The organism is Calidithermus timidus DSM 17022, from assembly GCF_000373205.1.
GTDB classification, from domain to species: Bacteria; Deinococcota; Deinococci; order Deinococcales; family Thermaceae; genus Calidithermus; species Calidithermus timidus.
On sequence record NZ_KB890697.1, the window covers coordinates 102409 to 124300 of the forward strand.

General features: G+C 66.3%; 19 protein-coding genes. 4 read left to right on the forward strand and 15 right to left on the reverse strand.

Translation table 11 applies throughout. From position 1 onward, the window contains the following. Nucleotides 1–24: 24 nt before the first annotated feature. From B047_RS0109590 to B047_RS0109625, 8 genes are all read right to left on the reverse strand, one after another. Nucleotides 25–1122, reverse strand: a complete 1098-nt coding sequence (locus B047_RS0109590) for a fatty acid desaturase family protein (RefSeq protein ID WP_018466741.1) — start codon at nucleotides 1120–1122, stop codon at nucleotides 25–27. Nucleotides 1123–1252: 130 nt separating this feature from the next. Next, entirely contained in the window at nucleotides 1253–1402 is a 150-nt protein-coding gene (locus B047_RS17920) for a hypothetical protein (protein WP_018466742.1), read from the reverse strand. Between the two features lie 260 nt (nucleotides 1403–1662). Next, the gene (minC, locus tag B047_RS0109600) at nucleotides 1663–2205 is read right to left on the reverse strand and encodes a septum site-determining protein MinC (RefSeq protein ID WP_018466743.1); all 543 of its coding nucleotides are present in this window, start codon (nucleotides 2203–2205) and stop codon (nucleotides 1663–1665) included. Nucleotides 2206–2285: 80 nt separating this feature from the next. Next, nucleotides 2286–4193 (reverse strand): penicillin-binding transpeptidase domain-containing protein, encoded by a 1908-nt coding sequence (locus B047_RS0109605; protein WP_018466744.1) that lies wholly within the window; start codon nucleotides 4191–4193, stop codon nucleotides 2286–2288. Beyond that, entirely contained in the window at nucleotides 4186–4665 is a 480-nt protein-coding gene (mreD, locus tag B047_RS0109610; protein ID WP_018466745.1) for a rod shape-determining protein MreD, read from the reverse strand. The genes B047_RS0109605 and mreD overlap by 8 nt, the downstream gene beginning before the upstream one ends. Before the next feature lie 44 nt (nucleotides 4666–4709). Continuing rightward, nucleotides 4710–5504, reverse strand: a complete 795-nt coding sequence (mreC, locus tag B047_RS0109615) for a rod shape-determining protein MreC (RefSeq protein ID WP_018466746.1) — start codon at nucleotides 5502–5504, stop codon at nucleotides 4710–4712. Next, nucleotides 5501–6106, reverse strand: coding sequence for a Maf family protein (locus B047_RS0109620; RefSeq protein WP_018466747.1), 606 nt, complete (start codon nucleotides 6104–6106; stop codon nucleotides 5501–5503). Before B047_RS0109620 ends, mreC begins: the two co-directional genes overlap by 4 nt. Before the next feature lie 171 nt (nucleotides 6107–6277). Then, the gene (locus B047_RS0109625; protein WP_018466748.1) at nucleotides 6278–7381 is read right to left on the reverse strand and encodes a phospholipase D-like domain-containing protein; all 1104 of its coding nucleotides are present in this window, start codon (nucleotides 7379–7381) and stop codon (nucleotides 6278–6280) included. Between the two features lie 389 nt (nucleotides 7382–7770). On the opposite strand from B047_RS0109625, the gene deoC reads away from it, so the two are divergent. From deoC to B047_RS0109645, 4 genes are read left to right on the forward strand one after another with little or no spacing between them, the layout of a single operon-like run. After that, nucleotides 7771–8751: a deoxyribose-phosphate aldolase gene (gene deoC, locus B047_RS0109630; RefSeq protein ID WP_018466749.1), complete on the forward strand. Its 981-nt coding sequence runs from the start codon at nucleotides 7771–7773 to the stop codon at nucleotides 8749–8751. A gap of 59 nt (nucleotides 8752–8810) precedes the next feature. After that, entirely contained in the window at nucleotides 8811–11195 is a 2385-nt protein-coding gene (locus B047_RS0109635) for an aldehyde dehydrogenase family protein (protein ID WP_018466750.1), read from the forward strand. A gap of 59 nt (nucleotides 11196–11254) precedes the next feature. Next, nucleotides 11255–12217 carry a GNAT family N-acetyltransferase gene (locus B047_RS0109640; RefSeq protein WP_018466751.1) on the forward strand — a complete coding sequence of 321 codons (963 nt, stop codon included), beginning with the start codon at nucleotides 11255–11257 and terminating at the stop codon, nucleotides 12215–12217. Then, nucleotides 12214–13092 carry a glucosamine kinase nucleotide-binding domain-containing protein gene (locus B047_RS0109645; protein WP_018466752.1) on the forward strand — a complete coding sequence of 293 codons (879 nt, stop codon included), beginning with the start codon at nucleotides 12214–12216 and terminating at the stop codon, nucleotides 13090–13092. Before B047_RS0109640 ends, B047_RS0109645 begins: the two co-directional genes overlap by 4 nt. On the opposite strand, the gene B047_RS0109650 is transcribed toward B047_RS0109645, so the two are convergent. The 7 genes from B047_RS0109650 to B047_RS0109680 all read right to left on the reverse strand — a co-directional run bounded on the left by B047_RS0109650 (nucleotide 13060) and on the right by B047_RS0109680 (nucleotide 21891). Continuing rightward, the gene (locus B047_RS0109650; RefSeq protein ID WP_018466753.1) at nucleotides 13060–14154 is read right to left on the reverse strand and encodes an exo-beta-N-acetylmuramidase NamZ family protein; all 1095 of its coding nucleotides are present in this window, start codon (nucleotides 14152–14154) and stop codon (nucleotides 13060–13062) included. The two genes, B047_RS0109645 and B047_RS0109650, sit on opposite strands and share 33 nt — an antisense overlap. Nucleotides 14155–14170: 16 nt before the next feature. After that, nucleotides 14171–15937 carry an ABC transporter substrate-binding protein gene (locus B047_RS0109655; RefSeq protein WP_040779700.1) on the reverse strand — a complete coding sequence of 589 codons (1767 nt, stop codon included), beginning with the start codon at nucleotides 15935–15937 and terminating at the stop codon, nucleotides 14171–14173. A 49-nt stretch (nucleotides 15938–15986) separates the two neighbouring features. Beyond that, nucleotides 15987–17096, reverse strand: coding sequence for an ABC transporter permease (locus B047_RS0109660; RefSeq protein ID WP_018466755.1), 1110 nt, complete (start codon nucleotides 17094–17096; stop codon nucleotides 15987–15989). A gap of 39 nt (nucleotides 17097–17135) precedes the next feature. Next, complete coding sequence (locus B047_RS0109665; protein WP_018466756.1) at nucleotides 17136–18104, reverse strand: ABC transporter permease; 969 nt, start codon at nucleotides 18102–18104, stop codon at nucleotides 17136–17138. 76 nt (nucleotides 18105–18180) lie between these two features. Next, on the reverse strand, nucleotides 18181–19920 hold the full coding sequence (locus B047_RS0109670; protein WP_026234777.1) for an ABC transporter substrate-binding protein: 1740 nt from the start codon (nucleotides 19918–19920) through the stop codon (nucleotides 18181–18183). Between the two features lie 82 nt (nucleotides 19921–20002). Further along, nucleotides 20003–20884: an N-acetylmuramic acid 6-phosphate etherase gene (locus B047_RS0109675; RefSeq protein WP_040779704.1), complete on the reverse strand. Its 882-nt coding sequence runs from the start codon at nucleotides 20882–20884 to the stop codon at nucleotides 20003–20005. Next, nucleotides 20881–21891: a serine hydrolase domain-containing protein gene (locus B047_RS0109680; protein ID WP_018466759.1), complete on the reverse strand. Its 1011-nt coding sequence runs from the start codon at nucleotides 21889–21891 to the stop codon at nucleotides 20881–20883. The genes B047_RS0109675 and B047_RS0109680 overlap by 4 nt, the downstream gene beginning before the upstream one ends. Nucleotide 21892: the final 1 nt, after the last annotated feature.

The following is a 21892-nucleotide window of genomic DNA, read 5'->3' on the forward strand; positions in this document are numbered from 1 at the left end:
CAACTCGCGTACGGCGTAAGACCCTCAGCGTTCAGCCTTCGTCGTGCGTCTACCGGGCTTTCTGCGGGCTTTGGTAACCCCAGCCCTGCTTGGGAAAACCTTGGCGTCGTTGAGGCCAAAGCCCAAGGTGCCGAAGAGCTTGCCGGTGGTGGGTTCGATCAGGTTGCGGTGGTCGCGGTAGAGGCGAGGGGTCTTCCAAAGGTAGAGCAGGGCTTTCCAGTGGGGCAGCTCGTTGTAACGCTCGGGCCAGAGTTCTTTGAGTTTGGCCGCGACGACGTGGGCGTATTTGGGCGAGAGCACCGGGAAGACGTGGTGCTCGATGTGGTAACCAAAGCCCAGGGTGAGCCACTCGAGCCAGCGCGGGTTGCGCACGGTGAGGCTGTTGAGCAGGGGGTCGTTGGTCTCGGTGATGGGGTTGAGGAGGTGGTTGGTGGCGATGAAGCTCATCGCGATGAAGTTGGCGATGACCCAGGGGATCGCGAAGACGAACAGGAAGTTGAGCGGCCCCACCAGCAGCAGCACCCCCAGCCACACCAAAGGCGGCAGGATGGCCTGGAAGATTACCGCCGGGCGCTCGTTGGGCTTGAAGTCGGGGAAAAAGCGCCGCAGCATCATGTGGGCGTGGAAGGTGAACCAGAAAGTCCAGGCGAAGAAGAGGAAGAAGCTGCGCAGCGCCGGGACCTGGCGGAAGGCCCACTGCACGATGGGGCGCTTGGTGGCCGACTCGAGGGTACCCATGGCGTCGGGGTCGTCCTCGGGGTGTTGGGTGGAGCCGTGGTGCTCGACGTTGTGCCACTTGCGCCACAGCCGCGCACCTACCATCAGCGGCAGGAAGGCGATGGTGCCGGTGATCGAACGCAGAAGGGGGTTCTTGGTGATCGCCCCGTGCAGGATTTCATGGGCCAGGAAGCCCATCCCGATGAAGGCATAGCCAATCCCGAAGGATAAGAGCAGTTTGAGCAGGATATAGGGAGTGGCCAGGATGCCCCAGGTGCACAGGCCGAACAGCGCCAGGAAGACTGGCAGGAAGGCCAACCGGGCCGGGACGGGTTCAAAAAAGTGGCGGGGTAGGTGCGCTTTTAGGGCTTTGGTGTACTCACGCAGGTGTTGTTCTTCAGTCATTCGCTCTCCTCGGTGCTTTCGGGATTAAGGCAGTATACCCGAGGAAACTTAGAAGCGTGGGAGAAAATACCCAACGCCATACACGCAAAGCCGAGCGGGCCCGCGAAGACCCGCCCGCCCACCGACCCGGCTACTCGGCGTTCTCCAGGTCGTAGAGCTCGAGCACCTCCTCCCACAGGCGGCTTTGCTCGTGAGGGGTAGGGCTGGGCTGCTCCCGCAACAGGTGCTGGGGCACACAGGTCACGGAGTTGGATGGAAGCTCGAGGCTAAGGCTTTCCATGGGTTGGTCCTCCTCTACTCTTAGCCTAGACGTGGTATAAATCTCCAGCACATTCACAAAGCCCGCACGGCTACACCCCTAACGCAGGTGTAGCCAGGGCTACTACACCGCCACAGGGGGAGGAGTTGTGTACTCGAGCCCCCTCAATCCAAACCCTACTCCCCCCACGTACGGCCACGTAGAGGAAACCACGAAGCAAAAATGGGCGTTTTTGGTATAGCTGACAGCGGGTAGCTAAACCGGCCAGCAGCGTCCAGAGCCTAGCGCTTTCCCCACGGCTCGAGCACGATCCGCCCCTCGGCTACCCTGGCCCGCTCCGGACTCCTGGTGGTGTGGGAGTCGTCAGGAGCCTGGGCCACGTGATGGGCGATGCGAATCTGCTTGGCCTCGAAGGCCGTGGCCCATATGGTGGCCTCCTCGTTGCCGCCAGCCCCCGCGTGGGCCAAGCCGCGCAACTTCCCCACCACGATCACGTCGCCACCGGCGATGATCTCGGCACCCGGGTTGACGTCGCCCAGCACCACCACCGTTCCGGGCGACTCGACGCGCTGCCCGGCCCGCAAAGTCTGGCTCACCACCTCGGTGTACGGGATGAAGCGCTCCCCCCGCGGAGGGCGCAGGTTAAGGCCCCGCTCACGCCCCAACTCGCACAGCACCTCCAGCACCTCCACCCCGATTTGTCCGGAGACCTCGACCTCGAGGGGCAACTCAGGCACCTCGGCCAGAGCTTTGCGCAAGGCCTCTGGCGTCTCGTTGCCATCGAGGCGAAGTGAAAGGCCGTTGAGGGTGGCTCGGATGCGCATCCGGGAAAGTTATACCCTTGCCGGGGGCAAAAGGCAAAGCATCCAGCGTCTTGCGTTTAGCGCAGCTTGGCTATCGGCGTTCACCGGGCAGCGTTCGAAGGAGCGGGCGTTGACGGCGTCTGGAGTTTAGGCGGACGATCCCCTATCGGGACAGCCTGCGGCTGTGCACCGGGCGGACGATCCCCTGCCGGGACAGCCTGCAGCTGTGCCTCAGGCGGCTTGGGCTTGAACTCGCCGATCTTCCAATAGGCCTCCATGACCCGCTTAACCGCGGGCAGGGCTACGTTGAAGCCCTCTCCGCCGTTCTCAAAGAAAGCCACCACCACCAGTGGTGGCCTGGGGTCGCCGGGTACGGCGGGCCCGTAACCCATGTACCAGGCGTGGGTGTAGCCGTAGCCCTTGCGGTAGCTCATGCCGTTCTCGGCGGTGCCGGTCTTACCCGCGGTGGGCACCTCGAGCGACTCCATCAGCGGACGGGCGGTGCCCCAGGTCACGGTCTTGCGCATGCCCTCCTGAAGCACCGACCAGTACTTGCCCTCGATCTGGGTGAAGCGCGGCTGCACGGCCTGGGTGCCGATTCTGCGCACCAGGTGCAGCTCGGGCTGGCGGCCTGAGTTGACGATGGTGGTGAGCATCCGGGCGATCTGCACCGGGCTAGCTTCCACCGCGTCCTGGCCGATGGCCACCGAGAGCGACTGGCCAGGGTACCACGGTTCTTTGAAAGTCTCTTCCTTCCACCGGCGCGTGGGGAGAAAGCCCTTATCCTCGGCAATCTCGAGGCCCGTAGGGCGGCCTATCCCCAACTTGCTGGCCCACTCGGCAATGCCGTCTACGGTCTTGTAAGGATCGGCAGCGATGGCGGCTTGATAATACCAGGTGTTGCAGCTTTGGGCGATGGCCTCCCGCACGGTCATGGGGCCCATGTTGCCGGCGTACCAGTTCTTGCGGATGCCGCCGTACTTGATGTAGGGGCTGCAGGTAAACACGGTGTTGGGGGTGATGTTGGTCTTCTCGATAAAGTAGCTGCTGCTGACGAGCTTGAAGGTCGAACCCGGCGCATAGGCCGTCACCGCGCGGTTGAGGGTGGGGAGGGACTTGTCGGAGTTGAGGGCTGCGATCTTCTTGTTGTCCTCGGGAGTGCGGGGATAGCGGGCAAAGAGGGCGGGATCGAAGCTGGGAACGCTGGCCATGGCCAACACCTCGCCGGTGCGCGGGTCCACGGCCACGATGGCTCCCTTGACCACGCTCTCCAGCGGCAGGTGATACTTGCTGCGCCCCTTGTTGATGTTGTCCAGGCTCTCCTGCAGCACCCGCTCGGCCACCTGCTGGAGCTCGATGTCAATGGTGAGGTAGACGTCCTGGCCGGGCACGGGCTCCTTGGTGATCTGCTCGCTGACCCGCTCGCCGCGCACGTTCTTCTCCACCACCCGCTGGCCTTTCCGACCCCTCAGGTACTTCTCCAGCGCCGCCTCCAGGCCAGTGCGCCCCACCAGCTCACGCGGGTCGTAACCCTCGTCTTCGACTTCCTGCTTGTTGGCAAAGAGCACGTAGCCCAGCACCGGACCGGAGATGGGGCGGGGATAGGTGCGCTCGAGGCGCTCTACCAGCTGCAGGTTATCCTGCCCGGCGGTGAGCTCGGCCAGCGTCAGCACCAGGTTCTCGGGCAGGTTGGCCTTGAGCGTGACCGGCTCCCGGCTCACCTCCGGAAGTTGCTTGAGCCCCAACAGCCGCAGGATGCGCTCCTTGAAGAGGATTTCGCCTCCGGAATAGACCAAGTCGGTGGTCAGGCGATTGCCCGCGATCAGCTTGCCGTTGCGGTCGAAGATGCGGCCCCGCGGAGCGAGTAGCGTCTCGGTGCGCAGGTAGTTGCCCTGGCTGCGGGTGGCGTACTTCTCGTAGTGCACAACCTGGAGCTGGAACAGCCGTACCGCGTAGAGGCCCAGCACAGCATAGACGACCAGCAGCAAGAGCCAGATGCGGTTATTCACGGTGCCTGCCCCCCAACAGGCCTCGAGCCCAGCCCAGCAAGAGGGGCGCCAGGCCCAGGGTGAAGATGATCTCCGATGCGAAGACCCCGGTAAGGGCCGCAAAGCCGAACGGCCCCCCACGCAACCAGTATCCGATCAAGGCATACCCCAGCCACTTGGCGAGAAAACTCCCTCCCAGAATGGTGATCTGCCCCAGAAGTTCGTCGGGGTGAAAGCTGCGGGAGAGTCGGTAGTAGACATAGACCCCGCAAAGCAACCCCACCGTGTGCAATCCAGGATACCCGGCGGAGAGCAAATCCTGAAGCATTCCGATGACAAAGGCCAGCGGCAAGCCTGTGTGGATGGGATAGAAGCCGGCCAAAGCCAGCGCTGCCAGGAAAGGCAGGTCGGGCGGAGCAAGCTCGGCGGGCATCAGGCCAGAGACCAGGCCCTGCAGCAAGAAGGTGAGGAGGATCAGAAGGACCGCGCGCATATGCCAAACTCACAACGATATTTGGATTTGCCCTTTGTAGCACTTTAGAGGGAGCGCAACACCATCACTTCCTCCAGCAGCGAGAACTGCACCAGGGGTCTGACCATGACCACCCGCTTCAACGCTCCCGGCTTGAGAGGCAGCACCTCGACCACCTCGCCAACCGGCAGACGGGGATAAAGCCCCTGGAAGGCTCCGGATTCCACCCGGTCTCCCACCTTGACTTCAGCGTCGGGAGAAAGCTCGACCCTGAGCAATCGGGGAGGCTGCCCAAACGCAACCCCTCGACCTCGCCTTCCCGGCAGCAAGATCGCCACCCGCGACTCCGGGTCCACCAGGGTGCGCACCACGGCCTCTTTGGGGGTGACGCTCACGATCACCCCCACCAGGCCCGCCGAGCCCGTGGCCACCACCGGGTCGCCCACTTTGAGCCCATCCTTCTCGCCCAGTCCAATGATCAGGCGGCGGTACAGGCCCGAGAGGTCCTCGTCGATCACCGGGGCGATGGCTTTGGCCCCCAGAGCCTTCTGTTCACGCACCTGCAAAGCTGCATTCAGGCGGCGGTTCTCTTCGCGCAACTGGGCGTTTTCCAGCCGCAGGGTGGCGATCTCCTGCCGCATGGCCCGGTTCTCCGCGCGCAGGTCGCGGCGGTCGTAGAGCGCGGCGATGGCGGCGTGGAGGTTGGAGCCCAGCCGGTAGCCCAGGCCGAAGATCGGCGCAGTCCGGGCAGAGAGTTCAGCCGGCAGGGTGGGGGCTAGCTGGCGGGTGAGGCTCGAGGCCAGTAGCGCCAGCCCCAGCAACCCCACGAACAGCAGCCGGCGGAGGATGGTCTCCCTCAAGCTGCTCCGCCTTTCTCACCGGAGAAATAGCCCTCTTCGGCCAAGAGCTGCCACAGCCGCCGAACCGGCAGCCCCATCACTGTATAGAAATCACCCTCGATTCCTTCCACCAACACCATGCCCCGCTCCTGCACACCGTAGCCTCCCGCCTTGTCCAAGCCCTCCCCGCTCGAGGCGTACCACTCAACCTCCCAGTCCTCTAGCTGCCGGAAGTGCACCTGGGCGGCATCTACCAAAGCCACAGCCCTGCCCGAGGGCAGGATAAGGGCCAGCCCTGTGAAAACCGTGTGCGTCTGGCCCGAGAGCCGCTTCAGGAAAGCCCTGTTCTCAGCCACGCTGGCCGGTTTGCCCAGCAGCACCCCGTTTAGGGCCACCACGGTATCGGCAGCAACCACCCACTCCCCCCTTCGCCAGACCGCCTGGGCCTTGTGCAGGGCCAGCGTGTGAGCCAGTTCTTCGGGAGCGAGGTGGTTGGAAGCCTCCTCGTCGAGGTGAGCCGGACGGATCTGGAAAGGCAGCCCCAGCCGCTCGAGCAGTTGCGCCCGGCGCGGGCTCTGGGAAGCGAGGATCAGGGTTGGCCAGCGGGCAGGGTCCAACAGCATCTCCGTAAGAGTGTATAGCGATGAGGGGCAAGGTGTAAGTACAGCATCATAAAGATAGCTGTACCCCGTCCCCACCCTACCCTTCCCGCTGGCGGGGAGGGGGTATCCCCCCAGCCCCCTTGCTAGAACAAGGCGTTTTGTGTACGACCCGCAAGCGTTCGGCGTCCAGCCTCACAACGGCTCCCCCGCTCGCCAGATGGCCTCGAGTTCTTTCCGGTAGCGCGCAGCCAGCTCGGGGCTTTTGAGGATGAGCAGGTTCTCGTTGTTGGAGCGGTAGGCCGAAGCCGAGAAGTTGTAGCTACCGGTGACCACCCAGGTATCGTCGAGCACGATCACCTTGTTGTGCTGGGTGTAGGGATTACCATCCTTGCGCACTGCGATGCCCGCACGCTTCATCTCCTCATCGAGGGAGTTGACCAGGTTGCGCGCATCGATGACTACCCGCACCCGCACGCCCCTGCGCCGCAGGGCTTCGAGTTCCTCGAGCACGCCCCGGTCGGTGAGCACGTAGGCTGCGATCAGCACCTCCTTGCGGGCTTGGCGCAAGGTCTTGAGCAAGGCCGCGCGCCCGGCGGTCCCCCCGGCAGGGCTGAAGAAGACCTGCCCCTCGAGCGTGCCGATGCGAAAGCTCGCGGGCAGCCCCCGCCCCTCAGCCCTGCCGCTCCAGAGGGCCTCGAACTCGCCCCTGTAAGCCTGCACCAGCCCCGGTAGGGGGAAGAACAGGCTGTTCTCGTTGTTGCGGGCAAAGGCGTTCCAGGTGAGGTTGGTGCTGCCGCTCCAGACCCCCACGTCGTCGATGAGCACAAACTTGTGGTGCATCAGCGCTTCGCGGTCGTCGTAGCAGACGGCAACCCGCCGCACTTCCTCGCAGCGCTCACGGCCCCCTCGCCCGCTGGCCTGTAGGCTTTCCCTGGCCTCACGCCGGTAGTCGCGGTCGGTGTAGAGTCGCACCCGCACCCCTCGAGCCGCCGCCTCGAGCAAAGCCCGGCCAATCTCGCGGTCGTCGAGCTCGAAGGCCGCCACCTCCACCTGGCGTCTGGCCGAGCCGATGAGTCCAATCAGACGCGCCTTGGCTTTCGCCCCGTCGCCGGGCATGAGGTAGAGCTCGAGCTGCGCTCCACCTGGAACCGGTGCCACGGTCGCGGGAGGTTGGTTCTTCTGCCACCACTGGTACAGCCAGGCCCCAGCCAAAAGCAAAAGCAGCAACAGCAACCGCCACTCGCTCGAGCGGCCCTTGCTGCGGAAAAGGGAATTGACCTTGCGACGACGCGCCATATTCTCTCCTCAAGCCCCCAAAGAGCATCATAAGAGCTCATTAAGATAGCCCCTCACCCTATCCTGGGCTCAATTGGCCAACTCGCCCATGCCGGTTTGCGCGTAACTTTCCAAAGAATGGCGCTCGCTCACTCCTGCGTTTATCGAAAAGCGACTGCATCGCAAGCAGGATGCCTGTCGCACCTGGTACACGGCGCTACACCGTCCCCATTGGAGTATGGGGTAAAGGTGTGCAGCTTGCTGTAAGCCCCTCCCCCAGGCTTCGGCCCTGGGGAGGATAGCACTCGTGAACGAAGCCCCGGAGCCCATCTCTCCATCGTAAGCAGCCGCGCTCTGCGGCCTGGGGAGCGGGGGTATAATCCCAACACTCGTTTGTTTGCGAGGTGACAATGGTCACGCTCTCCAAAACCCCTTCCCATCCCCACGAACGCAACCCCGGCACCTCCTTCGACCTCTCGGCGGTCGAGGGGGCGCTGGTCAACCGCAGCGCCGTCGAACGGCGGGCGGCGACCCTTCCCACCCGGCGCACGGTCAAGAAGGAGTGGCAGGCGGCCTGGCTGCTGCACGCCATCACCACCATCGACCTCACCACCCTCTCGGGGGACGACACGCCTGGCACCGTGCGGCGCCTGTGCGCCAAGGCCCGCCAGCCCCTGCGGCCCGAGTTGATGCAAGCGCTCGGGATCGCGCATAGACCCCTCACCACGGGAGCGGTGTGCGTGTACCACGAGATGGTTCCCACCGCCGTCGAGGCGCTAAAAGGTACGGGCATCCCCGTCGCCGCCGTCTCTACCGGCTTCCCGGCCGGACTCAACCCCCACGCCCTCAAGCTGAAGGAGATCGAGGCCTCGGTGGCGGCGGGGGCGGCGGAGATCGACATCGTGATCTCGCGCCGTCACGTGCTCACCGGCAACTGGAAGGCACTCTACGACGAGGTGCGCGACTTCCGCGAGGCTTGTGGTCCGGCCCACATGAAGGCCATCCTGGCCGTAGGCGAGCTAGGAACGCTGAAGAACGTGATGCGGGCGAGCATGGTGTGCATGCAGGCCGGCTCGGACTTCATCAAGACCTCGACCGGCAAGGAGGCCATCAACGCCACGCTGCACAACAGCCTGGTAATGGTGAGGGCCATCCGCGAGTTCTACGAGCAGACCGGCTACAAGGTGGGCTTCAAGCCCGCCGGGGGCATCCGCACGGCCAAGCAGGCCTTGGACTGGCTGATCCTGATGAAGGAGGAGCTGGGTGAGGAGTGGATGCAGCCCCACCTCTTCCGCATCGGCGCGAGCGCCTTACTCAACGACATCGAGCGGCAGCTCGAGCACTTCGCCTACGGGCGCTACGCCTCGATGCAGTACCAGCCTCTGGGATAAAGCCGCCTACGGCGGTGCACTACCAAAAAGCCTTCGCCATAGACTTGCGAAAGGAGCTTATGACCCTCACCGAACTCCTCGAGACCCTCCCCTACGGCCCCGCGCCCGAAGCCGCTAAGCCCGCCCTCGAGTGGATCGAGGCGCACAAGGGGCGTTTCGGGCTGTTCATCGGCGGCAAGTGGCGCGACCCCTCCACCCAGGAGTGGTTCGCCTCCATCAACCCCGCTAATACCCAAAAACTCGCCGACATCGCCCAGGCTGGCCCCGACGACGTGAGCGAAGCGGTGAAGGCCGCGCGCAAGGCCTTCGCCGCCTGGAGCAAGACGCCCGGCCACGTGCGGGCCCGCTACCTCTACGCCATGGCCCGGCAAGTGCAGAAGCACTCGAGGCTCTTCGCCGTGCTCGAGACCCTCGACAACGGCAAGCCCATCCGCGAGACCCGCGACATCGACATCCCGCTGGTGGCCCGGCACTTCTACTATCACGCCGGCTGGGCGCAGCTCATGGAGAGCGAGCTCTCGGGCTACGCGCCGGTGGGCGTAGTAGGCCAGATCATCCCCTGGAACTTCCCGCTCTTGATGCTCGCCTGGAAGATCGCCCCCGCGCTGGCAATGGGCAACACCGTGGTGCTCAAGCCCGCCGAGTTCACCCCGCTCACCGCCCTGCTCTTCGCCGAGATCTGCCAGAGCATCGGCCTGCCGGCGGGCGTGGTCAACATCGTCACCGGCGACGGGCGCACCGGGGCGGCCTTAGTGGAGCACGAGGGCGTGGACAAGATCGCCTTCACCGGCTCGACCGAGGTGGGGCGCATCATCCGACGGGCCACGGCGGGCAGCGGCAAGAAGCTCTCGCTCGAGCTCGGCGGCAAGTCGCCCTTCATCGTCTTTGACGACGCCGACCTCGATAGCGCGGTAGAGGGCGTGGTAGACGCCATCTGGTTCAACCAGGGGCAGGTGTGCTGCGCGGGCAGCAGGCTCTTAGTGCAGGAGGGCGTGGCTGAAAAGCTTTACCGCAAGCTGCGCGCCCGCATGGAAAAGCTGCGGGTAGGCGACCCGTTGGACAAGGCCGTGGACATCGGGGCCATCGTGGCGCCGGTGCAGCTTCAGAAGATCCAACGACTCGTGCAGAAGGGGGTGGAGGAAGGGGCCGAGCTGTGGCAACCCAGTTGGGCCGTACCTACCGAGGGCTGCTTCTATCCCCCCACCCTCTTCACGGGCGTGGCCCCGGCTTCGACCATCGCACAGGAGGAGATCTTCGGCCCGGTGCTCGCCGCCATGACCTTCCGCACCCCCGAGGAGGCGGTCAAGCTCGCCAACAACACCCGCTACGGGCTGGCCGCGAGCATCTGGAGCGAGGACATCAACCTCGCCCTCGATGTGGCGACGCAGATCAAGGCCGGAACCATTTGGATCAACAGCACCAACCTCTTCGACGCGGCTTCGGGCTTCGGCGGCTACCGCGAGAGCGGCTTCGGACGCGAGGGGGGCAAGGAGGGGCTGTGGGAGTACGTGAAGAAAGCCGAGCGCCCAACAGCGAACGCCGAACGCAAGACGCTAAACGCAAAGCGTAAGGCGCAAGATGCCCTGACCCTCGACCCTCGGCTCCCGGCCCTCGGCTTCCCTCCCATCGACCGCACCGCCAAGCTGTTCATCGGCGGTAAGCAAACCCGCCCCGACAGCGGTTACAGCAAGGTGGTCTATGGCCCGCAGGGGCAGCTCATCGGCGAGGTGGGGCTGGGCAACCGCAAGGACATCCGCAACGCGGTGGAAGCAGCCCGTGGGGCCTTTGAGGGCTGGCGCAGGACCACCGGGCACAACAAGGCGCAGATCCTGTACTTCCTGGCGGAGAACCTGGAGGCCCGCGCCCTCGAGTTCGCCCGCCGCCTCGAGCTCCAGACCGGCTTAGATGGCATGGCCGAGGTCGAAGCCTCGATCCAGGCCCTCTTCACCGCCGCCGCCTGGGCCGACAAGTACGACGGCGTGGTGCACAACACCCCCATCCGCAACGTCACCCTGGCGGTGCCCGAACCCATCGGCGTGATGGGCCTGCTCTGCCCCGACGACCAGCCCCTGCTCGCCCTTGCCACGCTGGCCGGGGCCGCACTGGCGATGGGCAACACGCTGGTGGTGGTGCCCTCCCCTGTCCATCCCCTGAGCGCCACCGACCTCTACCAGGTGCTCGAGACCTCCGACGTGCCCGCCGGGACCTTCAACATCGTCACCGGCGAGCGCGACGAGCTCGCCAAGACCCTGGCCGAGCACGACGACGTGGACGTGGTGTGGTACGCCGGGCCCCAGGCGGGCCGGGCCATGGTGGAAAAGGCCAGCGCCGGCAACATGAAGCGCACCTGGACCCTGGCCGAGAGCGGCCCCCTGCCCGGCATGGACGAGATCCTGCGGCAGGCCACGCAGGTCAAGAACATCTGGGTCCCCTACGGGGCCTAACCCTTCCGCAGCCCCCGACGGCGGTCAATTGGTCCTGGGTTGGTATATGCTTGGTACGCATGCTTCGTGCCTGGCAACCCTCGGACGAGACGGCCCTCCTCGAGCTCTGGCGGCGGCGCTGGGGCGAGCGCTTCCCCCTGGACAAGGCCCTCTGGGAGCAGCAGACCGCAGGCGACGCGCGGCACTTCCGGGCGGACCTGGCGCGGGTGTTCGAGGAAGGGGGTCGGGTCGTGGGGGCGGTGAGCCTCAAGACGCCGCCCTCACCGCCCTCCTGGGCCAACCAGAACCCGCACAACGCCTGGATCAGCTTCCTGCTCGTGGAGGAGGGGCGGGAGGGGGACGCGGGGCGGGAGCTGCTCGAGTACAGCCTCAACACCCTCCGCGCTGAGGGCTTCGCCCGGGTGCAGTACGGCGGCGACCCCAGCCACTTCTTCCCCGGGGTGCCGGTCGAGGATGCCGCGCTGGCCGGACTGCTACAGGCTTATGGCTTCGAGGCGGCGGGCCTCGAGCAGGACTTCATCCGCGACCTGGCCGACTACGCCTTGCCCGCCGCCGCGCGGGAGGCGCTCGAGGCGAGCGGGCTCAGGATCGGCCCCTGCCAGCCAGAGCAGGTGCCCAGTCTGCTGGGCTTCCTCGAGGCCACCTTTCCGGGGCGCTGGCTCTACGAAACCGAGCAGCGCCTGAAGGTCGAGCCCGGCCCGGCTGACGTGCTGGTGCTGGAGGGCGAGGGGCAGGTGTGGGGCTTCGCCCACGTGTACCACCGGGGCTCGAGGCGCATCGGGCCGGGGATTTACTGGCAGGAAGCGCTGGGGACGGCCTACGGCGGCCTCGGCCCCATCGGGGTTTCCGGGGCCCTGCGGGGGAAGGGGCTGGGCTTTGCGCTCTTGTGCTACGGGGTGCAGCACCTCAAGGGCTTGGGTGTGGAACGCATGGTGATCGACTGGACCACCCTGGCCGACTTCTACGGCAAGATCGGCTTCGTGCCCTGGCGCGGCTACCGCCCGCACAGCCGCGGGCTATGAGCCTGTACCGCGTGGGGGTGGACGCCGGGGGGACCGCGGTCCGGGCGGTGCTGGCGCGGAGGGGGCCGGAGGGCCTCGAGGCGCTGGGCAAGGGCGCGGCGGGGAGTGCCAACCCGCGGCAGGTGGGCCTCGAGGCCGCCCACCGCGAGCTACGCGCGGCCATCGAAGCCGCCTTCCGGGAGGCCGGGCTCGAGGCCGAGCTGGCGGGTTGCGCCGTGCACGCCGGGGTGGCAGGGCTGGCGACGCCCGAGGAGATGCGGGCCTTCGAAGGTTTTCCCCACCCCTACGCGCGGCTCGAGGCCCAGAGCGACGCTACCTTGACGCTGGACGCCTACTTCGCCGGGGAACCGGGGGTGCTGCTCATCGTGGGCACCGGCTGCATCGCTTTGGCCCGGGGGCCAGAGGGACGGCTGTACCGCCGCATGGGCTGGGGCTTCCCGCTCGAGCAGGGCGGGGGAAGCTGGCTGGGGCTCGAGGCCTTGCGGCTGGCCCTGGCAGACTGGGAGAGCGGACGGGCGAGCCCGCTGGCCCAGAGGGCGCAGGAGCGCTTCTCGAGCGTGCGCGAGGCCATCGAGTGGGCGCGGGGACAGGGCGCAGGCGGCTACGGGCAGTTCGCGCCCTGGGCCTTCGAGGCCGCGAGCGATCCTCACGCCGCCGCGCTGCTGCGCGAATGGCACGCACTGGGCCACCGGCTCGTGCGCGAACTCCAGGCCGAGAGCGGGTCCGGGAGTGCCGGGGTCTGGGGCGGGCTGAGCCAACGCTTCCTGGAGCTCGGGCCGCCCGAGGGCTACCGACCACCCAGGAGGGGGCCGCTCGAGCAGGCCCTGTTGCTGGCCGACCGCTTAGCCTCTGGGGTAGAGCCAGGCGCCCGATAGCCGCTCCTGGGCGTAGCGCCGAGCCGCGAGCTCCCAGGCCTGGCAGCGCTCCTGGGCCTTCTCCGGCACGAACAGCTCGGGCTCGAAGGGGACCCCCAGGAGTTTCTGCAACCAGTCGGGGTTGAGCTCGAGGCCCTGCTCGGCCAAGGCGCCCACCAGAGCGATCCCGACGGGGAGGGCGCGGGCGAGGGGCTCGAGAACGTGGATTTGCACCCCCGCGCAGTGCTGCCCGGCGTGCTTGGAGAGGGCAGGGGTGAAGTAGGCGGGGCGGAAGCGCAGCGGGCCGAGCTCGAGACCGTTGAGCCGCCGGGCCAGCGCCACCGCGTCGAGCCCGGGGGCGCCGACGAGGCGGAAGGGCAGGGCCGTGCCGCGCCCCTCCGAGGCCGCACTGCCCTCGACCAGGCAGGTGCCCACGTAGAGGCGGGCGGTCTCGAGGTCGGGGAGGTTGGGCGAGGGGGGAACCCAGGGCAGGCCGCCGTAGCCGAAGGGCTCGAGCGGGTCGCAGGGGATCACGTGGGCCTGCGGGTTCACCAGGCGGGCGCACTCCCCCAGGGTCAGGCCGTGGCGCAGGGGAACCTCGAGCGCCCCCACGAAGGAGCGGAAGCGCGGCTCGAGCACGGGGCCCTCCACCACGGAGCCCAGGGGGTTGGGCCGGTCGAGCACCACCACCCGGGTTCCGGTCTGCCGGGCGGCCTCGAGCACCTGCACCAGGGTAGAGACGTAGGTGTAGAAGCGCGCCCCCACGTCCTGCAGGTCCACGAGCAGGGTGTCCACCTGGGCGATGAGCTCAGCGATCTCGGGGATCTGCTTGTGGTAGAGGCTGTGGGTGGGCAGGCCGGTCTGGCGGTCGGTGGCGACCTCGGGCGCCTCCCCGGCTTGCCCGGAGCCGTCGATGCCGTGCTCGGGGCCATACAGGCGCTCGAGCCGCACCCCTGCCCGCAGGAGCGCCACCGCCGAGGGGGTGAGGTCGCGGGTCACACCTGCCGGGTGGGTCAGCAGGCCCAGCCTGCCGGGGCGGGGCAGCAGGCTGGGGTCGGAGCACAGGCGCTCGAGTCCGGTCATAGGGCCGATAGCGCAACTATTTCTCGAACATCGTGTAGTTGCTCTGCAAGATGCGGTTGTCCTTGGCGAAGAAGTTGCCCAGCCGGGCGTGGGCCGCGGCCACCGCATCGGGCTTGACGATCATGATGACGGGGAGGTTCTGGGCGAACAGCAGTTGCCAACGGTCGTAGAGCCGCTTGCGCTCGGACTGGTCGCCGAGCTGTTCGGCCTGGCGGAAGATCTCCCAGATGTTCTTCTCCCAGCCAAACATCTCGCCGAACTTGGGCTCTTCCCCGCCCTTCTCCGGCCACACCGAGCGGTGCCAGTAGTTGAGCTGGCCGCCGGGCTGCCAGATGTCCTTGCGCAGCTGGGGATCGGGCTGGTCGCCGAAAGCCACGATGATGCTCTCGAAGTTGCCGCTGGTGGCGGTGGGGAGCACGGTGCTCTGCTGGATGCCCTGGAGGTTGAGCTTGACCCCGATCTGGCGCAGATCGTTTTGCAAAATGGCGGCGATGGCCGAGATGGGGATGGAGTCGGAGGCGTAGGTGAGGCTGAACTCGAGCGGCCTCCCGCTCTTCAGGCGCCGCAGCCCGTCGGGGCCGCGCTTGAGGCCGAGGCTCTCGAGCAAGCCCGACGCCAACTGGAGGTCGTACTTGCCGAGGTAGGAGCGGGTGTCGTAGTACCAGAAGGTGCCCGGGGCCACCCCGTGGCCGGGCAGGCTGGCGAGGCCGTTGTACACGTCGTCGATGATGCGCTGACGGTTGAGGGCGGCCTGCATGGCCTTGCGGAAGGTGAGGTTACGGAAGAGCTCGACAAGCTCGGGGTTTTTAGCATCGAAGTTGAAGCCCCAGTGCGGCGGGGAAGTGTAGATGGTCACCCCCTTGAGCACCCGGATCTTGGCCCCGGCCACCTCCTGGCGCTTGAGGTCGGGGAATTGCGCGCCGGTGATGGGCACCGAGTCGAGGTTGCCGGCTTGGAACTGCGCAACCTGTAGGTTGGGGTCGCGGATGATGAGGTACTCGAGGCGGTCGAAGTAGGGCAGTTGGTTGCCTTGGGGATCGCGCCGCCAGGAGTGGGGATTGCGCACCAGCGTAACCTTCTGATCCACGGTGTAGCTCTGGATCACGAAGGGCCCGGTGCCCACGATCTCCTTGGGATCGGTGTTGGTCGCCCAGGCCCTCGAGAAGCCCTGCGCGTCCTGCAGGGGCTTGAACTGCGCAAGCTTGTGGCGCGGCAGGATGGGCGAGAAGGTCAGGGCCTGGAGCACCGCGCCGTAGGGCTTGGCGGAGGTGACCCGGAAGGTGAGGTCGTCGACCTTCTCGAACTTCAGCGGCGTGCCCGCCACGGTGAGGGTAGCGGCCTGGTTACCGCGCAGGTTGGGGTTGAGCGCGACCTCGGTGAAGGTGAAGAGCACGTCGTCGGCGGTGAAGGGGGTGCCGTCCGACCACTTCACTCCCCGCCGCAGCTTCACCGTAACCGTGCGGGCGTCGCGTGAGAAGGACCAGGACTCGGCCAGCACACCGCTGAGCTCGAAGGTCAGGGGGTCGAGCTGCATCAGTCGGTCAAGCACGTTGTTGAGCACGGTGTAGGCGAAGTTGTCGATGACCGAGAAATAGTTGAAGCTCTGCGGGCTGGCCCCCAGCGGCAGCGTGAGCGTACCCCCGCGCTTGCCGATCTCCTGGAACAGCGAGAGCGGGACGTTGGCCTGCCCCTGCTGGGCCATCGCCTTAGCGAGGAGCTGGGGGGCCAGAGCCCCCGCCCCCAAGGCCAGTGCCGACTTGGACAAAAAGTTTCTGCGGTTCATGCTTACCTCCATACGTTTTTCGCGCTTTTGGCTATGGGCTATCGGCAACTCAGTCCACGCTCCGCACGTCCGCCGCGTCACGCAGCGCGTCGCCGAAGAAGTTGTAGGCCAGCACCGCTACGAAGATCAGGATTCCGGGCGTGAGCAGCCAGGGGTAGAGGTTGAGCGACTGGAAGTTCTGTGCGTCCTTCAGCAGCAGGCCCCAGCTCGCCATCGGCTCCTTAATGCCCAATCCCAGGAAGGAGAGCGCCGACTCGCCGATGATGTAGCCGGGCAGCGCCAGGGTGGCGGTGACGATGAGGTAGGAGGTGAGGTTGGGGGTGATGTGCCACAGGATGATGCGCAGGTCGGAGGCTCCGATGGCCCTGGCTGCCATCACGTAGTCGAGGTCACGCGCGGCGAGCACCTGCCCGCGCACCACCCGCGCCAGCCCCGCCCAGCCGATGAAGGAGAGCACCGCGATGATCCCCAAGTAGACGTAGGTGCTGGGCCAGGAGGCCGGGATGACGGTGGAAAGGGCCATGAGAATGGGAAGACGCGGAATGGAGAGCAACACCTCGATGAGGCGCTGGATGACGGTGTCGATCCAACCGCCGAAATAGCCCGAAATGCCACCCATCAGAATGCCGATGGCGAAGGAGATCAGCACCCCGATCACCCCCACGGTGAGCGAGACCTGCGAGCCCACCAGGATCCTCGAGAGCAGATCCCGCCCGAACTGATCGCTGCCCAGCGGGAAGAAGTAACCCTCGGAGAGCGGCACGCCGAAGAGGTGCAGGTCGGTTTTGAACCCCAGAAAGCTGTAGGGCTCGCCCTGCCGGATGAAAAAGCGGATGGGCGTGGGGCGGGTCTTGTCCTCGACGAAGGTGTTGACGAAGGTAACGGGGTCGCGTTCCTTCTTCATCTGGTAGACAAAAGGACGCGTGAGCCTGCCCTCGTGGACGATCCGCACCCGCTGCGGCGGCTGGTACACGGCGTCGGGGTGCTGGGTGGTGAGGTTATAAGGGGCCAGGAAGCCGGCGAAGAGGGCCATCAGGTACAGCAGCGCCAGCACCCACAGGCTCACCACGCCCGGCTTGTTCTTGAGGAAGCGCCGCCAGGCCAGGTAGAGCGGGCTGCCAGGGTCGAAACGGAGCTTAAGGAGGGCCGGGGCGCTCATTCGGGTACCTCCCACGTCACTCCGGCGTCGGGTGTGCGGCTATCCATAGCGGATCCTCGGGTCGGCCCAGGCCAGGGCCACGTCGGCCAGCAGGTTGCCGATCATCAAGAGCACCGCCGACATCATCAACAGCGCCATCACCACGTACTGGTCCTTGTTGAGCAAGGAGTCGTAGAGGAAGGGGCCGATGGTGGGCAAGTTGAGCACGATGGAGGCGATGATGGTGCTCGAGATGAGGTTGGGCAGCGAGAGCCCGGCGATACTGATGAGCGGGTTGATGGCGTTGCGCACCGCGTGCTTCCACAGCACCACCCGCTCCGCCAAGCCCTTCGAGCGGGCCGTGCGCACGTAGTCCTGCGAGAGCACGTCGAGCATGTTGGCCCGCATCTGGCGCATGATGCCGGCAGTGCCGTCGAGGCCGATGACGATGAGGGGGATCCAGAGGTGACTCAGCATGTCGGTGAACTTCGCCCAACTCCATGGCGCATCGATGTACTGTGGGCTGAAGAGGCCACCCACGCTGGTGCCCCCGGCGCTCAGCACGGCGAAGATCAGCAGCAATGCCACCAGGAAGTCGGGGGTGGCGAGGCCGAAGTAGCCGATGAAGTTAGCCAGCATGGCCCCGAAGCCGTGCCGTCGCAAGGCGGTGTAGATGCCCAGCGGGATGGCGACGACCCAAGTCGCGAAGATGGTGATCACGGCCAGGAAGACCGTCCACCCCAGCCGCTCCCAGATGAGCTCGGAGACGGGGCGGTTGTTGAGGAAGGAGTAGCCGAAATCCCCGCGCAATACCCCGCCCAGCCAGTTGAGGTACTGCACCCACACCGGCTGGTCGAGGAGGTACTGCTGGCGGATGCGCTCGACGGTCTCGCGGGAGACGCGGGGGTCCTCGAGCATGTTCTCCAGGAAGCCCCCCGGCTGAAGCTGGATCACGGCGAAAACCAGCACCGAGATCAGGAGCAGGGTGGGAATCGCGATCAAAAAGCGCTTGAAAACGAAGGTCCACATAAAACGAAGGCCGGGGTTCGGGTGCAGGGGTGCGGGTGTGGGGCATGACGCACCCCACACCCTCTAGCTGAGGCCTTTACCTCTGGAACATCAGCGGCACGGGGTTGTAGCCGGGGATCACGCCCAGGCTGTAGACGTAGTTGCCGTAGCGGTTGGAGACCGCGCCCGCGGCGTACTCCTTGGCGATCATGATCACCATGGCCTCGCGGGCGAAGATGGCCTGCCAGCGGTCATAGAGCGCCTTGCGCTGGGTGACGTTGGTGGTGCTGGCCGCCTTCTCCCAGATGTCGTAGATCTCCTTCTCCCAGGGCAGGAAGTTGTTGAACTGCGGCGCGCCCTCGGGGGTGGCGGGCTGGGTGGACTGGTGCCAGTAGTACAGCGCCCCGCCTGGCTTCCAGATGGGCGTGCGCAGCTCGGGGTCGGGCTGGTCACCCAGGCCCAGGATGATCGCCTCCCAGTCCTTGCCGCGCCCGGTGGAGAGCAGGTTGGCGGCCAGGATGCCCTGGAGGTTGACCTTAACCCCAACCTGGCGCAGGTCGTTCTGCAGGATGGTGGCGATACCGGTGAAGGCGGTGGAGTTGGAGCCGTAGGTGAGGGTGAACTCGAGCAGCTTCCCGCTGGGCAGCAGCCGGATGCCGTCGGGACCGCGCTTGAGGCCGAGTTTGTCGAGCGCGGCGTTGGCGGCCTTGAGGTCGTAGCTGCCCAGGAGCTTGCGGGTATCGTAGTACCACTCGCTGATGGGGGCCACGCCGTTGCCCGGCAGCTCGGCCAGGCCGTTGTACACGTCCTCGATGATACGGTTGCGGTTTACTGCCGCCTGAATCGCACGGCGGAAGTCGGAGTTGCGGAAGAGCCGGGCCAGCTCGGGGTTCTTGGCGTCGTAGTTGAAAGCCAAGTGCGGGGGCGAGCCAAAGAGGGCGCGAAACTGCACCACCTTGAAAGGAGCCCCTTGCACCTCGCGGCGCTTGAGGTCGGGGAATTCGGCGCCGCTGATGTTGATCTGACCCAAATTTCCGGCCAGGAACTGGGCTACGCGGGCCTGCGAGTCGGTGATGATGAGGTATTGCAGGCGGTCGAGGTAGGGTAGCACAGCGCCATTCTCGTCACGCTTCCAGTAGTTGGGGTTCTTCACCAGCGTAACCTGCTGGCCTGGGGTATAGCTCTGCAGGCGGAACGGCCCGGTGCCCACCACTTCCTCAGGGTTGACGTTGGTGGGCCAGGCGTTGTTGATCTCCGCCGGGGCCTTACCCCCCTCCTGGCTGAAGCCCACCAGCTTGTGCTTGGGCATGATCGGCAGGCGCATGTAGTGGATGAAGGCCGGAGCGGGTTTGGGCAGGGTGAAGCGCACCCGGTAGGTATCGACCTTCTCGATCTTGACCCCGGCGAAGTTGCCCGCGTCGCCGCCGCGGGCTTCGGGATTGGCCACGATCTGGCTGTAGGTGAAGACCACGTCATCGGCGGTGAAGTCGCGCCCATCGTGCCACTTCACGCCCCGGCGCAGGTTGAAGGTGTAGACCCTGCTTCCCCCGCTGATCTGCCAGGAAACCGCCAGGGCGGGCTCGATCTTGTAGTTAGCCAGGTTGTACTCGATGAGCCCGTCGAACATCTGGTTGGCGAGGGTCTGGATGGCCGAGTCGATGGCCCCATAGTAGAAAAGCGTCTGGGGCGCGCTGCCCAACGCGAGGGTCAGGCTGCCCCCGGCCTTGCCGCCCGTCACCCCCAGGTTGCTGTAGCTGGAGATGGTCTTGGATTGGGCCAGGGCGAGGGCCCCCAGGAGCAAGAACCCCACTAGCCATAGTGCTCTTCGTTTACTCATCCCATTTCCTCCTTCTTATGTATACCATTCTAATACCAGTTGCCCGCTCATAGCACTAGATGCGCTGATGGCCCATAGCCATTCACCCCTCCCGCTCGAGCCGCTCGAGTGCCCCCCGCAGCCCACCGGCCTGGCTCAAGAGACGGTGGGCCTCCTCGAGCCCCACCCCTCTGAGCAGCAGCACCGCCAGGCTCACGCGACCTTGGGCTTGCTCGAGAGCCCGCTCAGCCTCGGCCCGCTCTACCCCGCTCAGCTCGCGCAGCATCGCCACCCCCCGCCGCCAGAGCTTCTTGTTGGTCAGCTCGACTTCCACCATGCGGTTGCCGTAGACCCGGCCCAGCCGGATCATGGTCAGGGTGGAGAACAGGTTGAGGGCCACCTTTTGCGCCGTCCCGGCGGCCATACGGGTCGAGCCCGCCACCACCTCGGGGCCGGTGTCGAGGCAGATGGCATGCTCTGCCGCGCATAACAGGGGGGTGCCTGGGTTATTGGCGATGGCGACGGTGAGGGCACCCCTCGAGCGCGCCTCCTCGATGACCGCCACCGTGTAGGGGGTGCGCCCGCTGGCTGCCACCCCCACCAGCACGTCGTTTGCACCCAACACCGAAGCGGCCTCACGGCCTGCTCTGGCATCGTCCTCCGCCCCCTCGACCGAGGAGAGCAAGGCCTTCTCACCCCCGGCCAGCAAGTAGAGCAGGCGGCTCCGCGGCCAGCCGTAGGTGGGTGGGAGCTCAGTGCCATCCTGCACGGCCAACCTCCCGCTGGTCCCGGCCCCGGCGTAGGCCAACCTTCCCCCCCGGCCCAGCCGCCGGGCAGCAGCCAGGGCGGCGGCTTCGATCTCCCCGCGCACCGCCCGCACCGCCGCGACGGCGACGAACTGGCGCTCCAGCAGGGCCTCGAGGATCTCCCCCGCCTCCCAGATGTCGAGGTCTGCATAACGTGGGTTAGCGGATTCGGTGTTCACCTCAAACTCATCCTCCATTCGGCGGCGATGGCGTTGCCTACCGCCCGCCTCAGCTCGGCAATGCCGCTTTCCCTGTGGCGGCCAGGGTGGACGCGGTTGGTGAGGAGCGCCCAGGCGTAGCCGCGCTCGAGGTCGATCCACACCCCGGTGCCCGTGAAGCCCGTGTGGCCGATGGTGCGCGGACTGCACAGGCTTCCGCCGCTAAAGCCCGGCTGCCACAGGACCCAGCCCAAAGCCCGCTCAGCAGTCTGCGGGCGGGTCATCTCCTCGAGGGCGGCTTGCGAAAGCAGGCTGCCCTCGAGCACGGAGCGGGCCCACTCGAGGACGCCCGCCAGACTGCCAAACAACCCCGCTTGCCCCGCACCCCCCAGGGCGAAGGCGTTCTCGTCGTGGATTTCGCCCCGCAGCACCCGCCCACGCCAGGGGCAACGCTCGGTGGCGACGGAGTTCTCGGGCCGGGGCTTCCAAGTGAGCCCCGAGGACAGCGCAAAGTCGGTGAGGGGTTTGCCGCGCAGGCGCTCGAGCAAAAGTCCCAGCAGGATATAGCCGATGTCGGAGTACACCGTCGGGCCCGGCTCACCCACCTCCCAGCGGTGCTGAAGGACCTGCTGCTTCAAGAGCTCGGGGCTCGAGTTCCAGGTATACAGCGGAGCCCAGGCCGGCAGCCCGGCGGTGTGGGTCAAGAGTTGGCGCAGGGTGCGCCTGGGGAGTTCACTGTTTTGCATCCAGGCCATCTCGGGGAAGAAGCGCGCGAGGGGGTCGTCGAGGTCGGCCAGCCCGTCTTCAACCAGGCGCAGCACCTCGGGCACCGTGAAGATGACCTTGGTCAGGCTGGCGAGGTCGAAGGTCATGGCGGCCTCGAGCGGCAAGCTTTCCGGCTCGAGCTGGGCCTTGCCATAGACCCAATGCTCAGCCTCCCCCTCGGCCCACACAACCCCCAGGGCCGCGCCGGGGATCTGGCCGGAGTCTATGGCGGATTGAAGGATTCGGGTGGCGTTGTGGATCATG

What these genes read in the sequence shown, in the direction of transcription:
- B047_RS0109590 (WP_018466741.1), bottom strand. Translation starts at nt 1,122, where the DNA reads ATGACTGAAGAACAACACCTGCGTGAGTACACCAAAGCCCTAAAAGCG.
- B047_RS17920 (WP_018466742.1), bottom strand. Translation starts at nt 1,402, where the DNA reads ATGGAAAGCCTTAGCCTCGAGCTTCCATCCAACTCCGTGACCTGTGTG.
- minC (WP_018466743.1), bottom strand. Translation starts at nt 2,205, where the DNA reads ATGCGCATCCGAGCCACCCTCAACGGCCTTTCACTTCGCCTCGATGGC.
- mreD (WP_018466745.1), bottom strand. Translation starts at nt 4,665, where the DNA reads ATGCGCGCGGTCCTTCTGATCCTCCTCACCTTCTTGCTGCAGGGCCTG.
- B047_RS0109620 (WP_018466747.1), bottom strand. Translation starts at nt 6,106, where the DNA reads ATGCTGTTGGACCCTGCCCGCTGGCCAACCCTGATCCTCGCTTCCCAG.
- B047_RS0109625 (WP_018466748.1), bottom strand. Translation starts at nt 7,381, where the DNA reads ATGGCGCGTCGTCGCAAGGTCAATTCCCTTTTCCGCAGCAAGGGCCGC.
- deoC (WP_018466749.1), top strand. Translation starts at nt 7,771, where the DNA reads ATGGTCACGCTCTCCAAAACCCCTTCCCATCCCCACGAACGCAACCCC.
- B047_RS0109635 (WP_018466750.1), top strand. Translation starts at nt 8,811, where the DNA reads ATGACCCTCACCGAACTCCTCGAGACCCTCCCCTACGGCCCCGCGCCC.
- B047_RS0109640 (WP_018466751.1), top strand. Translation starts at nt 11,255, where the DNA reads ATGCTTCGTGCCTGGCAACCCTCGGACGAGACGGCCCTCCTCGAGCTC.
- B047_RS0109645 (WP_018466752.1), top strand. Translation starts at nt 12,214, where the DNA reads ATGAGCCTGTACCGCGTGGGGGTGGACGCCGGGGGGACCGCGGTCCGG.
- B047_RS0109650 (WP_018466753.1), bottom strand. Translation starts at nt 14,154, where the DNA reads ATGACCGGACTCGAGCGCCTGTGCTCCGACCCCAGCCTGCTGCCCCGC.
- B047_RS0109655 (WP_040779700.1), bottom strand. Translation starts at nt 15,937, where the DNA reads ATGAACCGCAGAAACTTTTTGTCCAAGTCGGCACTGGCCTTGGGGGCG.
- B047_RS0109660 (WP_018466755.1), bottom strand. Translation starts at nt 17,096, where the DNA reads ATGAGCGCCCCGGCCCTCCTTAAGCTCCGTTTCGACCCTGGCAGCCCG.
- B047_RS0109665 (WP_018466756.1), bottom strand. Translation starts at nt 18,104, where the DNA reads ATGTGGACCTTCGTTTTCAAGCGCTTTTTGATCGCGATTCCCACCCTG.
- B047_RS0109670 (WP_026234777.1), bottom strand. Translation starts at nt 19,920, where the DNA reads ATGAGTAAACGAAGAGCACTATGGCTAGTGGGGTTCTTGCTCCTGGGG.
- B047_RS0109680 (WP_018466759.1), bottom strand. Translation starts at nt 21,891, where the DNA reads ATGATCCACAACGCCACCCGAATCCTTCAATCCGCCATAGACTCCGGC.